Source organism: Paraperlucidibaca sp., assembly GCF_982810325.1.
Genome location: NZ_CEYEMI010000016.1, coordinates 1 through 13,610 on the forward strand (window position 1 = coordinate 1; position 13,610 = coordinate 13,610).

At 53.2% G+C, this 13,610-nt stretch carries 14 protein-coding genes; 11 read left to right on the forward strand and 3 right to left on the reverse strand.

From position 1 onward, the window contains the following. Window positions 1–845: MFS transporter (locus AC3DKE_RS07050; protein ID WP_487990283.1), on the reverse strand; the 845-nt coding region annotated here is incomplete at its 3' end. A gap of 72 nt (window positions 846–917) precedes the next feature. Here AC3DKE_RS07050 and pyrE point away from each other — a divergent pair. The 6 genes from pyrE (at window position 918) to AC3DKE_RS07080 (ending at window position 4,944) form a co-directional block, all read left to right on the forward strand. Next, window positions 918–1,565, forward strand: a complete 648-nt coding sequence (pyrE, locus tag AC3DKE_RS07055) for an orotate phosphoribosyltransferase (RefSeq protein WP_379071489.1) — start codon at window positions 918–920, stop codon at window positions 1,563–1,565. 61 nt (window positions 1,566–1,626) lie between these two features. Continuing rightward, the gene (gene gshB, locus AC3DKE_RS07060) at window positions 1,627–2,607 is read left to right on the forward strand and encodes a glutathione synthase (protein WP_487990285.1); all 981 of its coding nucleotides are present in this window, start codon (window positions 1,627–1,629) and stop codon (window positions 2,605–2,607) included. Then, complete coding sequence (locus AC3DKE_RS07065; protein ID WP_487990287.1) at window positions 2,604–3,464, forward strand: energy transducer TonB; 861 nt, start codon at window positions 2,604–2,606, stop codon at window positions 3,462–3,464. The genes gshB and AC3DKE_RS07065 overlap by 4 nt, the downstream gene beginning before the upstream one ends. A gap of 43 nt (window positions 3,465–3,507) precedes the next feature. Then, window positions 3,508–4,077 (forward strand): YqgE/AlgH family protein, encoded by a 570-nt coding sequence (locus AC3DKE_RS07070; RefSeq protein ID WP_340675934.1) that lies wholly within the window; start codon window positions 3,508–3,510, stop codon window positions 4,075–4,077. After that, complete coding sequence (gene ruvX, locus AC3DKE_RS07075; protein WP_411729581.1) at window positions 4,070–4,558, forward strand: Holliday junction resolvase RuvX; 489 nt, start codon at window positions 4,070–4,072, stop codon at window positions 4,556–4,558. Before AC3DKE_RS07070 ends, ruvX begins: the two co-directional genes overlap by 8 nt. Continuing rightward, on the forward strand, window positions 4,555–4,944 hold the full coding sequence (locus tag AC3DKE_RS07080) for a hypothetical protein (RefSeq protein WP_340675936.1): 390 nt from the start codon (window positions 4,555–4,557) through the stop codon (window positions 4,942–4,944). The genes ruvX and AC3DKE_RS07080 overlap by 4 nt, the downstream gene beginning before the upstream one ends. A gap of 30 nt (window positions 4,945–4,974) precedes the next feature. Here the strand turns inward: AC3DKE_RS07080 and AC3DKE_RS07085 are convergent, their stop codons facing one another. Then, window positions 4,975–6,579, reverse strand: coding sequence for a hypothetical protein (locus AC3DKE_RS07085; RefSeq protein WP_340675937.1), 1,605 nt, complete (start codon window positions 6,577–6,579; stop codon window positions 4,975–4,977). A gap of 106 nt (window positions 6,580–6,685) precedes the next feature. Continuing rightward, window positions 6,686–7,456 (reverse strand): PAS domain S-box protein, encoded by a 771-nt coding sequence (locus AC3DKE_RS07090; protein ID WP_487990289.1) that lies wholly within the window; start codon window positions 7,454–7,456, stop codon window positions 6,686–6,688. Between the two features lie 233 nt (window positions 7,457–7,689). On the opposite strand from AC3DKE_RS07090, the gene AC3DKE_RS07095 reads away from it, so the two are divergent. From AC3DKE_RS07095 to AC3DKE_RS07115, 5 genes are all read left to right on the forward strand, one after another. Further along, complete coding sequence (locus AC3DKE_RS07095; RefSeq protein ID WP_340675939.1) at window positions 7,690–8,313, forward strand: OmpW/AlkL family protein; 624 nt, start codon at window positions 7,690–7,692, stop codon at window positions 8,311–8,313. A 93-nt stretch (window positions 8,314–8,406) separates the two neighbouring features. Continuing rightward, a complete protein-coding gene (locus tag AC3DKE_RS07100) occupies window positions 8,407–9,408 on the forward strand; it encodes an aspartate carbamoyltransferase catalytic subunit (protein ID WP_487990291.1) in 1,002 nt (333 codons plus the stop codon). Then, on the forward strand, window positions 9,405–10,649 hold the full coding sequence (locus tag AC3DKE_RS07105) for a dihydroorotase (RefSeq protein WP_487990292.1): 1,245 nt from the start codon (window positions 9,405–9,407) through the stop codon (window positions 10,647–10,649). Before AC3DKE_RS07100 ends, AC3DKE_RS07105 begins: the two co-directional genes overlap by 4 nt. Window positions 10,650–10,741: 92 nt before the next feature. Continuing rightward, window positions 10,742–12,583 (forward strand): alkaline phosphatase D family protein, encoded by a 1,842-nt coding sequence (locus AC3DKE_RS07110; protein WP_487990294.1) that lies wholly within the window; start codon window positions 10,742–10,744, stop codon window positions 12,581–12,583. Then, the coding region (locus AC3DKE_RS07115; RefSeq protein ID WP_487990295.1) for a metallophosphoesterase at window positions 12,583–13,610 on the forward strand (1,028 nt) is incomplete at its 3' end. The genes AC3DKE_RS07110 and AC3DKE_RS07115, both read left to right, overlap by 1 nt.

A 13,610-nucleotide genomic window follows, 5' to 3' on the forward strand; every position in this document is an offset into this window, starting at 1 on the left:
ACGGCGCCGGCGGTAATGGCGGAAAGCACGTCGCTGCGTGGCAGCCCGCCTTCGCCTGTTGCGTAGGCGAGGGCAAAAGTGGCGGCTAAATAAAACCACGCATTTTCTGCCATGCGCGCGCCAACAATATTGAGCACCGCCGCTCTATGTGAGCGCCAGACCACTTTTAATGGTGCTTTTACGGGCTCGGCTTTCGCGAGCTGCGCTGCAAATTCGGGTGATTCCGGCACTTTTGCGCGAATGATCCAGCCCACGCCAAGAAGCACTACGCTCGCCAAAAATGGTAGGCGCCAACCCCAACTCATCAGATCTTCCTCGGGCAGCAATGACACTGCACCCATGGCTAAACTAGATAGCACTAAGCCTGCGCCCACGCCAGTTTGCGGCAAGCTGCCATAGAAGCCTTTGCGGCCTTCTGGCGCATGCTCCACGGCCATTAATACGGCGCCGCCCCATTCTCCACCGACGGCCACGCCCTGCATAAAACGCAGTAAAACCAGCAGGCCGGCCGCCCAGTAGCCAATCATCTCGTGAGTGGGAATTAGGCCAATGGCAATGGTCGGGATGCCCATCATTAGCAAGGTCAGGATGAGCATGGACTTACGCCCAACTCGATCGCCAAAGTGCCCAAAAATGACGCCGCCGAGTGGGCGACCAATAAAGCCTACGGCATAGGTGGCAAAGGCCGCGAAGAGGCCGCTGAGCGGATCCATTTCGGGAAAAAATAACTTATTGAAAACCAGTGCGGCAGCAGTGCCATAAAGGAAAAAGTCATACCACTCAATGGTGGTGCCAGCGAGACTGGCAAGGCCTGCGAGTCGATGTGCTTGTGGCTTTGTTGTCATTGTTTGTGCCCATTTTGCTTGCTCTCACGCTATCATGGCGCACTTTCAAGCGACAAATGCAGCAGGCTTTCTATGCGCGAGTATCAACGTGAGTTTATCGAATTTGCCCTTAATCAAGGGGTATTACGTTTTGGCAGTTTTACACTGAAATCTGGTCGGCAGTCGCCGTATTTCTTCAATGCCGGGCTGTTTAATACCGGCAAACGCTTAGCGGCTCTGGGTCAATTTTATGCCGCCGCTATCGTAGATAACCAGCTCGATGCCGATGTGCTGTTTGGCCCAGCCTACAAAGGCATTCCTATTGCATCGGCCACTGCCGTGCAGCTGTCCGAGCATTTCGGCCGCGATATGCCCTGGTGCTTTAATCGCAAAGAAGCCAAAGCACACGGTGAGGGCGGCACGATTGTTGGCTCAGCATTGGCCGGTCGCGTGCTCATTATTGATGATGTGATCACTGCAGGCACAGCCATTCGCGAAGTCATGACATTGGTAAAAGAAATGCGCGCAACTGCGGTTGGCGTGTTGGTCGCGGTTGATCGGCAAGAGCGTGGCAATGGCCTGCTATCGGCCATTCAAGAGGTCGAGCGTGACTTCGATATCCCTGTGGTATCGATTATTAAGTTTGAAGAAATCATCGCTTACATTGAGCAAACAGGACAGTACGCTGAGCATCTCGATGCCATGCGCACCTACCGTGAGCAATATGGCGTGGTGGCATAAGCGCACAATTACTGCAGCGTAACTCGCCTGTCGAGGCGCACTAAATTTCTAGGAGTACGCCATGCAATTAGCCGTATTGATGGACCCGATCGCGAACGTCACCTATAAAAAAGACTCAACGCTGGCCATGCTTTGGGCTGCCGCTAAGCGTGGCCACAGCCTTTGGTATATCGAGCCCGATGGCCTGTCGCTGCGTGCAGGTGAGACCTGGGCACGCATGGCGCCATTGCAAGTGTTTGAAGATCCTGAACATTGGTTTGAGTTAGGCGAATGGGTTGAGCAACCGCTGGCACGTATCGATGCATTGCTGATGCGCAAAGACCCGCCATTCGATATGAATTTTATTTACGCCACGTATTTGCTCGAGCGCGCTGAACAGGCTGGTGTGGTGGTGATTAACCGCCCGCAAGCTTTGCGCGACTGCAATGAAAAGCTCTTTGCCACCACCTTTGCCGATTGCATGGTGTCGACTGTAGTGAGTTCGCGTGCTAGCGAGTTGCGCGCGTTCATTGCGGCAGAAAAAGATGTGATAGTGAAGCCGCTCGATGGCATGGGCGGCTCTGGCATTTTTCGTCTCATCGCTGGCGGCTCCAATATCGGCTCTACGTTGGAGATGCTCACTGACTTGGGCCGGCGCCCGATCATGGCGCAGCGCTATATCCCTGAAATCAAAGATGGCGACAAGCGCGTGCTGATGATCGATGGCGAGCCAGTGCCGTTTGTGCTCGCGCGCATCCCGCAAGGCGATGAAATTCGCGGCAACTTAGCGGCTGGCGGGCGTGGTGAAGCGCGCCCGATCAACGAGCACGAGCTACGCATCGCTAAGCGCGTTGGCCCTGAGCTGAAGAAACGCGGCCTGCTTTTTGTCGGCCTCGATGTCATTGGCGAATACCTCACCGAGGTCAATGTCACTAGCCCAACCTGCATTCGCGAAATCGATGCTGCCTATGGCTATGGCATCGCCGACAAACTCATCGAGGCAGTGGAAGTGCGCGTGGAGCAACGCTCATCAGCTCAACACCAGGTGCACTGCGGCCTATGAGTGCAGCGGTTGTCACCCCGGCCGATAGGCTGACCTTTACAGTCGTTTTGGCTTTACTGCTGCATGCCTTATTGCTTTTTGGCATTCGTTTTGTGCCGCCAAAAGCACAGGCTGCGACCTCGTTAGAGGTCACGCTTGTGCCGGCGCAAAGCATTGAGGCGCCCCAAAAGGCTGACTTTATTGCTCAAGCCGATCAGCAAGGCAGTGGCACTGAAATGACCGCGCAATTACTCAGCACGCGCGAGCGCACGCTGCTGCCGGGTGAGGCCGATGCTAAGCGTAAAAAAGCAGAGCAAGAGGCTGCGCTATTAACGCCTGAAGCCATGATTGTGAGCAGCATTACCTCGCCAGAGCAAATGCAAACGCCTTTAGCGGATGCTGCCAAGCCAGCGCTAGCTAAGCCGCAAGTTGCCGAAGATGACGCCCAAAGTCAGCGCGATAGCGAAATTGCCGCATTGGAGGCGCGTTTATCGGCTCGTCGACAGGCCTATGCCAAGCGCCCGCGCGTGGAGACGATAACGGCGGTGAGCGCGAAGGCCAATGTCTGGGCGGCGTATCTGGAAAGCTTCCGAATCAAAATTGAAGCAGCGGGTAATGCCAATTACCCCGCTCAAGCGCGCGCCAAAAAACTGGAGGGTGAGGTACGTTTATTGGTCGCACTCTTACCCAATGGCCGCGTGCAACGCGTGGATGTGCTGAAGTCTTCCGGTATTCGCGTGCTCGATGCGGCAGCGAAAGATTCTGTGCGCCAAGCTCAACCATTTGAGGCTTTTCCTGCTGCGCAGCAAGGTCAGGTCGATGTGCTACAGGTTATTCGCACATGGCGCTTCGCAGGCGGTCTGAAAACGACGCAATAGTTTGCCTCTTGTAAGCGTCGACGAGCGACCCCATAGTGAAGGCATGAAGTCAGAAAGTGTCGATCTCACCAATCAGTTTTTAGTCGCCATGCCCGAGCTCGACGACGGCATGTTTGGCCGCGCGGTCATTTATATTTTTCGCCACGATGAAGATGGTGCCGCTGGCCTTATCGTTAATCATCCCAGCGAAGTGCTTTTTGACAGCTTGCTCAGCGAAATTCGCTTGCCGGCATTAAAGCCATTATCGCGCCCTGAACAACCGGTGTTGGTGGGCGGCCCAGTGCATCCCGAACTCGGCTTTGTGCTGCATCACGGCCACGGCCCATGGACCTCTACCTTGCACAGCAGTGAATCCATTGCCGTCACTCATTCGCGCGATGTGCTCGATGCCATTTCGCAAGGCCATGGGCCAGCAGACTATATTGTGTCCTTGGGTTATGCCGGATGGCAGCCCGGTCAGCTCGAAGAGGAGTTGGCGGACAATATGTGGCTAACCTCTCAGGCATCGACCGATGTACTGTTTGAGCTGCCCTATGAGGCGCGCTGGGAAGCAGCGATTAACGCGCTAGGGCTAGATTGGCGCTTACTGTCGAATGAGGTTGGCCATGCCTGATATGAGCACGTCTGTTGATGGCTATGAGGCGCTCACTAAACCTAAGTCTTTACCCGAGCGCCTGCTTGCATTCGATTTTGGAACTAAACGTATTGGCGTTGCTGGCGGGCTTGCGCTTACTGGCACAGGGTCGCCGCAAGAGCCTATTTCCGCGCGAGATGGCATACCTGATTGGGCAGTGATCGATGCCTTAATCAGTGATTGGCGGCCGGTCGCTTTATTAGTCGGCAATCCATTAAACATGGATGGCACGGCGTCAGAAATTGGCCATCGCGCACTGAAATTTGCTCGGCGCTTAGCCGCACGCTATCCGGCGTTGCCGGTGTATCGTCAAGATGAGCGCCTGACCACTCGCGGCGCCCGCGAAACGCTTAGCGATGTCCATGAGCGTCGCGGTGGGCGACTACCTTCACTAGACTCCACCGCAGCCTGCTTGATCGTGGCTTCATGGTTTGAGTCTCCGAATTGGCTGCGCGTATGAAGCTGAGTGTCGTGGGTGAAGCATTGGTCATTAAGCCCGGCGGGTTGCGTGCAGAAACTTCGGTGCCGCTAGCTGACGTTACGCGCTGGGATATGCTTTACGAAGTCACCGGTCGGCGCTATTTAGCTTTTCATTTGGGCGATAAAACCGCCTATGCGCAACTGCCTCGCTTAGCACCTGAAGCGCGCGAGGCTCTAGCGGCTCAGCTTTCTGAATTGCTCGGTACTCCACCAGACATTAGCCTGCTCGATAGCGAGCGCGACAATGAGCATTGGCTGAAAGTTTGGGAGTACATCAAGTGGGTCGGGCGCTATCTGCGCCTGTTCATTAATCCGATGCGACCACCGACTCCGCCGCCAAAGCGTCAGCCACCTGGGCGGCCGTAACTCTGTACTTAATGCGCAGCATTAACATTATTAAAGCGCCGGTAGCGGCAGAGCACCTAGTACAGCACTGTCTCCTGCCTTGAGTAGCAGGGCAGGGATAGTCTCTATGCGATGCAGCATATCTAGCGCCAAATCCATTTCCTCCTCCATACGTACGGCATCAAAGCGTGCCATTCCGTCATCTGGCTCAATGGCCAGCAGGTAATGCGGTCCTGTGATGTAGGCAAGGCAAGGAATGCCCGCCAAATGGAATGGTGCGCCGACGCCAAAGAAAATCACGCCTATTGGTCGACATAGCAGTAGTCGTTGCAGCTTTGTTGCTCGCATGGATTGAATGGCCGCAAGGCCTATTGGCGTTGTTGAATGAAATAAGGCGGCGATTTCTGGGCGTCCTGTGGCGTGATAGCCAGTGGCATCGTCCAGCCATTCGCGCGCTCCAAGATGCTCAAGTGTCACGGCAGCGGTAGCTTTTGCCATGATGTCGGGATGCGACTCGATGAAGCCATTGGCTTGAGGCATATGAGGTGCCATATGGCCAGTTACTAAACTAAACACCAATGTTCTAGGGCGCATACTCAGCGGTAGGCTGGCGTAGTGACGAGCCACCTCTAGGCAGGCTACAGCACCATTTTCCTCAAAGGCATTTTGTCCGTCGGTATGAGTATTGACGATGATGTTCTCATCGCTGACGCCGGGCAATATGGCAACTAATGTGTCAGTTTGGACATTTTCGCGCACAGAGGCTGTTAACGTCAGTGTGGCTTCTGCCTTCCCAGCGAGGGCTCTGAGTTGGTTGCTAGTATCGCGATTGACTATCAGTGCTGGGATTTCGCTAGGGCCAGAAAGAAAAGGTAAATATTGTCCGGCCGTATTTTCTGCCGAGCTATCGAAGGCAAAAATAACGCCTTTAGCACCAGCTGCTTTCATGGTCTCAACAATAGGAGCCATAGTCGCTAGGCTAGTTAGCCAGGCGCGCTTGTAGTCGGTGAGCGGGTTAATGCTGAAGTCGTCATCATTTTTATACGTTAAAAAGGGATAAAAAATGCCTGCAACAGCGGGTAGTAGTGGTAGCTCAACTATTGCAATGGCATCTTTAACTCCACCGCTACCGAGACTAGCAAGTAAGCCGCTAATGGTAGACGGTAGTTGCGTTAAGAGTGAGCTCAACATGGCTTGCTGCGATGCTACGTCGGTGAGATCTAAGCTCAAATATTGCAGCGGTGCGCCCACGTATACGAGAGGGCCTGTGACCCCTTCCTCGCCGGTAGGGCCTGAGCGTGGGTAATACGCATCTACAGGAATGTCGATATCACCGTTAGATGTTTTAAGGCTTAGCGCTTTCCTCTGAGCTTCCCATAGAGTTAAGAAGTATGGGTCACGCTGAGTGCTTAGCCCAAGCGCTTGAAATTCTTGTTCAAGATAGTCGATAAAGCGCTTGTGACTGTCTGATCCAGTTAAGCGAGGCCCAAACGAGACCATTTTCTCAACTAGGCTTTGTAGTCTAGCTGCCTTTGGCTGATAGCCTGTGCGACTGCTTGGGCTATTGCTGATGCTTTTTTGATCATCACTGCATCCACCTAAAATTGGACCTACAGCGAGACCAGCTCCGGCTTGAATAAAGGTACGACGTTGCATAGGGCAGCCTTTTATTTTTATTGTTTGCTAATGCCTAGCAGTTTGCCTCCTGCACGTTATTTAACAATCACCCATACGGGGGTAATTTTTTACCCAAACAGGTGTGCTATGGGTAGTTGATGAGGCCGAGGCGAGCAGCCGTAGCGACAACTTCGGCACGGCGGCGGGCACCGAGACATTGCATCAGCTTTTTAAGGCGATCTTTAACTGTATTTTCGCTACGAAAAATGGCGGTAGCTATTTCGCGATTAGAGTGACCATTTGCTAATAAAGCCACGATCTCCAAGTCGCTTTCCGATAGGCCCAAGCGTTCTGCTTCGGCATGCCTAAGTGCTTTTTGGCTTTGCTCTAAAGCTTGTACGTCGGCCTCGGATTCGAGTGCAAATGTGGTGAGTCGGGTATAGAGCGTCATCGCGATTCGCGCTTGATTTTCTAATAAGGAGATACGTTGTGAGCGCTCAGATAGGCTTGCTTGTAGGGTTTTGAGCTCGCCAATATCACGGGCAATGCCTTGTCGCCCTATTAGCTGAGCTCCTTTATATAAGCTTGCTGCGCGTATTTCTAAAAACCTACTGACACCAGTGCTGGTAATCGCCTCTACCTCAAAAAATGGATATCGATTATCTCCAGCAATTCCACGGCTAAAGTGGCCGCGTGCAATAAGCTTGCTTGCTTTAGTTAATAAAGTATCAAAGTGGCGACCAATTAATGACTCTGGTGAGTACTCCAGAATGTTATGGCTAGCGGTATTTACATATGTAAAACGGCCATCCAAATCGAGTGTGTAAATTAAGTTTCCTGCTGCTTCGATCAGTCCTCGATAGTCTGGCTCAGCCAAAGCGTTGGGTGCTGAGAAAGGAGCAGATATATTGATCATGGCAAGCTTCCGAAAGCATAGTTAAAGATCGATGCGCTAGTGATACCAGAAAATTAGCGATTAGCCCTCCCGTAATGCCGGAGTAACCAAATTTAGCTAACGCTAGAAAATTTGATGTGCGACAAAAACTGCATCTTAAATAAAGCCAACAATGCCTCGTGCTGTGAATAAAGCAGCGCTCAACCTACTCCGCTAGCGCCTAGCCGCTGGCGTGGGTCGCATAGAGGCAGATCATGAAAGCTCAAAATACTCGTGGAAATTTCTTACCAGCGCTTAAGTGTTTGTTGGCACTTAGTGCGTGCTCGTTAGCGTTCATGCCTGCAGCGCAAGCTGCTGTCGATAGCCCTTGGCTAGTGCGCGCAGGCATTAGCCAAGTTGAGCCAAAATCCAATAATGGCTCGCTTGGTGGCGGGGTAGCCGTGGATAGGCAGGTCGGACCAAGCCTGAATGTGGCGTATTTCTTTAGCCCGAATATCGCCGTAGACGTGCTGGGCGCTTTACCTTTTGAGCATGATATTTCGATAGGTGGTGTGCATGCGGGTAGCACCAAGCACTTGCCGCCAACGGTATCTTTGCAATACCACTTCTTGCCCGATGCTGCGATTCAGCCATTTGTCGGTGTTGGCGCGAACTACACTTTTTTCATGGATGAGAAGTTAGGCGGCGTTAAGCTTAAAGATTCTTTTGGTGTTGCCGCTCAAATAGGTGTTGATGTACCGCTAAATCAACAGTGGCGAGTAGGCTTTGATGCTCGCTATATCGACATCGATACCACAGCAAAGTTAGGTGGTGTTGATATTGGTGATGTTCATATCGACCCAATGGTTTACAGCTTAAACATGGGCTATCGCTTCTAAGCTGAATCATCTCGACGATGGTGCTTGGGTCAAGTGCGGCTGCGCGTTACAATGCGCAACGCCTTGGCCAACGCCACTTCGGGAACCGCGCATATGCATCAGTCTCACGCTCATCAGGCCAGTCGCCTTCAGCTTAATAGCCAAGGTGATTTAAAGCATTTTTTGAGCACGGAAGGGCTCTCGCGCGAAATACTTACCGCTATTTTAGATCGAGCCGATAGCTTTCTCGATGGCAACGGCGGCATTCGCAACGAGCCGCTGCTCGCCGGCCGCACGGTGATGAACCTATTTTTTGAGCCTTCGACGCGTACTCGCACCACCTTTGAGGTGGCGGCAAAACGGCTGTCTGCCGATGTTCTCAATATTGATATTTCAAAAAGCTCGACTAGCAAAGGCGAAACCCTGCGCGACATGCTATGGAACTTAGAGGCAATGACCGCCGATATTTTCGTGGTGCGTCACGGCGCATCAGGCGCGGCGCACTTTGTTGCCAGCCAAGTCACGCCGCGCATCGCGATCATTAACGCGGGCGATGGCCGTCATGCGCATCCGACTCAGGCGATGCTCGATATGCTCACGATTCGCCGCCACGCCGGCGATTTTGCCGGCCTTACTGTGGCCATCATTGGCGATATTCGTCACTCGCGTGTGGCGCGCTCGGAAATTCACGCCTTGCAAACTTTGGATGCAAAAGAGATTCGCGTCATTGGCCCACGCACCTTGCTGCCTCGCGACTTTGAAGAGCTTGGCGTTAGTGTCTTTGAAGACCTTGGCGCAGGCTTGAAGGATGTCGATGTCGCCATCGCGCTACGCGTACAAAACGAGCGCATGGAGTCGGCCTTATTGCCCGGCAGTAGTGAGTTTTACAGCATGTATGGTCTAACCCGCGAGCGCCTGAAAGTGGCCAAGCCGAATGTTTTAGTAATGCATCCAGGCCCGATAAATCGCGGCGTAGAAATTGAGTCTGAGTTGGCCGATGGCCCACAATCGCTGATTCTTAAGCAAGTTAATTACGGTATCGCGGTGCGTATGGCGGTGTTAGCAATGGCAATGGACGGACAAGATGCCGATCGTGCGGCGGAGGTTGCGCCATGAGCATAGCAATTGCGTATCGCGGCATTCGCGTTATTGATCCGGCTCAAGGCTTGGATCTCGTTACGGATGCTCGCATCTGTGCCGGTGAGCCGACAATTTTAGGCGAGGCCGCGTTAAGTGATTCCTCCATTGAGGTTCGTGATGGCAAAGGCCTGTGGCTGACGCCTGCGTTTGTCGACCTTTGTGCGCGATTACGCGAGCCTGGCCCGAAAAAGCACGGCACTATCGCCAGCGAAACGCGCGCGGCGCGTGCTGGTGGCTTCGGCCATGTGGTGATGCCGCCAGATACTAACCCGGTGATTGATCATGGCGCTTTAGCGGCACAAGTCATTGAGAAAGCTCATGCTGCTGGTTTTGCCAAAGTCTATCCTCTTGGCGCTATGACGCGTGGCCTCGAAGGCAGTGCGCTCGCAGGCATGGGCGGCTTGAAAGCGGCGGGATGCGTTGGCGTCAGCCAAGCGCGCAATCCATTGGCCAGCACAGAGACTTTGCTACGCTGCCTGGAGTACGCGAGCAGCATGGACATGACGGTGTTTTTTTCGCTCGAAGAGCCGTCATTAGCCAAAGGCAGTGCTCACGATGGCTTTATGGCCTCGCGCATGGGTCTAACCGGCATTCCTGATACGGCTGAGACCGTTGCTTTAGCGACAGCCATCTTGCTAGTTGAGCAAACGGGCGTGCGCGCGCACATCGGCCAGCTCTCTTGCGCAGCCTCGGTCGAGCTGATTCGCAACGCCAAAGCCAGAGGCTTGCCGATCACCGCCGATGTTTCTATGCACCAGCTGCATCTGACCGAGATGGCTATCGATGGTTTCAATGCCATGGCGCATGTGCGGCCGCCATTGCGCCGCGAAAGCGACCGTTTGGCGCTTATTGCTGGTGTGCGTGATGGTGTGATTGATGCCATTTGCTCTGATCACCAGCCACTAAATGCTTCGGCGAAACTAGCACCGTTTGCCGAGGCGTTGCCCGGCATGTCGACGCTGGAGACGGTGTTGCCGCTGGGCCTGCGTTTAGTGACCAATGGCGATTTGACCGAGCAGCGTTTGATTGAGGCACTGACCAGTGCACCGGCAGGCGTTATTGCTCAGCCAATTGGTAGCTTGAGCTTGGCCAGCGGAGCTGTGGTTATTGATCCTTTACTCAGTTGGCAAGCCTGCGATGCCAACTGGCAGTCGGTAGGCCGCAATAGCCTATTTGCTGGGCAAACACTCAGTGGTCGAGTAATAGAGAGCGTTTAAGCAAGTACTCAGCGCTCTTTTCATCTGCTTTAGTCAAAGTGTCATGATGTCACGCTAGCCTCTCTCGCCTATTAGCTGGAGAGGGTTTAGGTATGCGTCGTCGTCAATTTATTGGTCGTAGTGTGGCCGTTGGGGTCAGTCTCTCGAGCTTGGTTGCTTGTGGCGGCGGAAGCTCAGGAATAGGTGCGCCCGAAACGACTGCGGAGCATTTGAGTAGCGCCGAGACAGACACTTTATTAATGCCCGAGCGAGCCTTCGAGCATGGCGTTGCAAGTGGCGACCCAACCGCGGATAGCTTGATTGTATGGACTGCGATTACGCCTTCATCTGATGCTGTGGAATGGGTGCCAGTAACACTGGCCTATATCATTTCAGCTAAGCGCTTGGCTGATGCTGATGTCGAAGAGGCCTTTGCTGATGAAACGCGCGTGCAGCGCTTGGGCACATTTCTAGCGCATCGCGCACGAGACTTCACGGTTAAGATCGATCTAGGTAATGCCGCTGCCTATGCCGACGCGGTGTTCACCGAAGGTCAGTTGCACCGCTTGCCAGCTGGGCAATTTATTTACTATCGCTTCTACGCCGGTAGCCAGGCGTCACGCATCGGTCGTGGTCGCACAATGCCGCTTGCGCCAGTGTCACAGGCTCGCTTTGCCGTGACGAGCTGTGCGAATTTGCCCGCTGGTTTTTTTAGCGTTTATGAGCTGATTAATAAGCAAGATGATCTTGATTTTGTCGTGCATCTTGGCGATTACCTCTACGAATATGGTGAGGATGAGTACGGCGATGGCTCTGCACTCACGCGCAATGGCATTTCGCGTACTCCTGAGCCGGCGACAGAAATGCTGACGCAACAAGACTATGTCTTGCGTCATGCGCAATATAAGCGCGACCCGGAACTGCAGAAGCTGCATGCATCATTTGCAATGATTCCAGTCTGGGATGACCACGAAATCGCTAACGATAGTTATCGCTCTGGCGCGGAAAATCACACGGAAGGTTCCGAAGGTGTTTACGAAGAGCGTAAAGGCCATGCGATTCGAGCCTATTTTAACTGGATGCCTTTACGTGAGCAGTTTGATCGCTTACCAGAAAGCCTGCGTCCTGACCCGCGTGAGGTGATTTATCGTCGTCTGCGTGTTGGCGACTTGCTCGACATTATTATGTTGGATACGCGAATTATTGGGCGTGATAAACAAGCGGCCATTCCGGCAGTTGACCCTTCTCGTTTCGATGCAAATCGCTCACTTTTAGGCGACAGCCAAAGACAATGGCTTCAGCTGCAGCTATTAGAAGCGAAAAACCAAGGTGCGCGCTGGACCTTCTTAGGTCAGCAAATCATGTTTGGTCAGCTGAATTTAGTGGAGTTGCCTCAGATTCAGCTGCTTGGTCAAAAAGTCTTGGGCAACCTAATCGCTGTCAATCTAGATCAGTGGGATGGTTATGTCGCTGAGCGAGATCGCCTTCGCAACTTTATTCGTGCTATCGGCATGGAAAATCTAGTCGTATTAACAGGTGATATCCATACCAGCTGGGCCATGGAGCTATATGAGAATCCAGCGCTGCTTATTGGTGGTGGCTTTGAGAAACCCTTTGGCGTTGAGTTGGTGGCGCCATCGGTAACATCACCTGGCTTCCCTGAGGGTGTGGCGGAGGTCGTGAGTGTGGCTTTGCCGTTGGCTAATCCTCATATCAAATATACCGAGCTAAAAAGTAAGGGCTTTATCGTGGTGGATGTTACGCCCGAGCGCATGGTGGCTGAATGGCGCTATGCGAAAAGCATTACCGATGAGGCGTTGATTGGCGAAGAAAATACAGCGAAGCGCCGGCAGTTTCAGGTGTTATCGGGGACTAATAGGTTGATTTCATCAAACACGGGGCCGCGCCCTGTGGCAGGTACTCAGCATCTGCCGAGTCAAGTGGAGGCAATATAATGAATAAGCAATTTCAACTCGTGAGCATGGGTTTGCTAGTTGCGACTCTGGTGGCTTGTGGCGGTTCATCGGGTGGTCGTTCGGCGCAGTTGGCGGGGCCAGGTACCACGCCACCAGATATCAATAATCCAGATACTACGCCCGAGGTGCAACCGGAAACGCTAGATGCTAATCGCGTACGGTTTTTAGTGGTGGGCGATGCTGGCTCAGGCTCTGATGGCCAGATGGCTGTAGGCGCCGCAATGGCAGATGTTTGCGAGGCTAAGGGTCGTGCGACTGGGAAAGCCTCGCTTACTCGTGCCGCCGCGATTCGCCAAGGTTGTCAGTTTGTTCTTGGCCTAGGCGATAATATTTATGAGGAAGGCACGCGTTCTGCTAGTGACCCACAATTCTTTGATAAGTTTGAGCGCGCTTACCTTAACTTCCCCAATGACCTGCCGTTTTTCATGGTCTCGGGAAATCATGACAACAGCGCTTTTTTCGGCGGAGATGGCGCTGGTAATGCGCGTGGCGAAAACCAGGTTGACTACACCTATGCACCTATCGATGTGACAGGCATAGATGCTAGTAATCCACGCAAAACACCACGTTGGCAAATGCCTTCTCGCTATTACGATTTCACTGCTGGCGGTACCAAGGCCAAGCCTCTGCTGCATTTTTTCGCTATTGACTCAAACCAAGTGGCGGGCGGCTTTCCTGACGCCTCGCCAGAGTACAGCTACAGCACTTATGGTTTACGCCAGCTTAATTGGCTGAAGCAGGGGATGCGAGAGAGCTCTGCTCGAATGAAGTTTGCCTTCGCCCATCACCCTTATTTATCAAATGGCGAGCATGGCAACGCCGGTAACTACGATGACCTTCTGTTTGGGCAAGCAGGGCAATCTACGGCGAGCCCACTGGCGCCTTCTTTGCAGGCCGCGCTATTGCCGGTGTTGGCAGGTCAGCGCTACAAAGACTTCATGGAAGAGGCTGTCTGCGATCAGGCCGATGTGTATTTCAATGGCCATGATCATGACCTGCAGTGGCT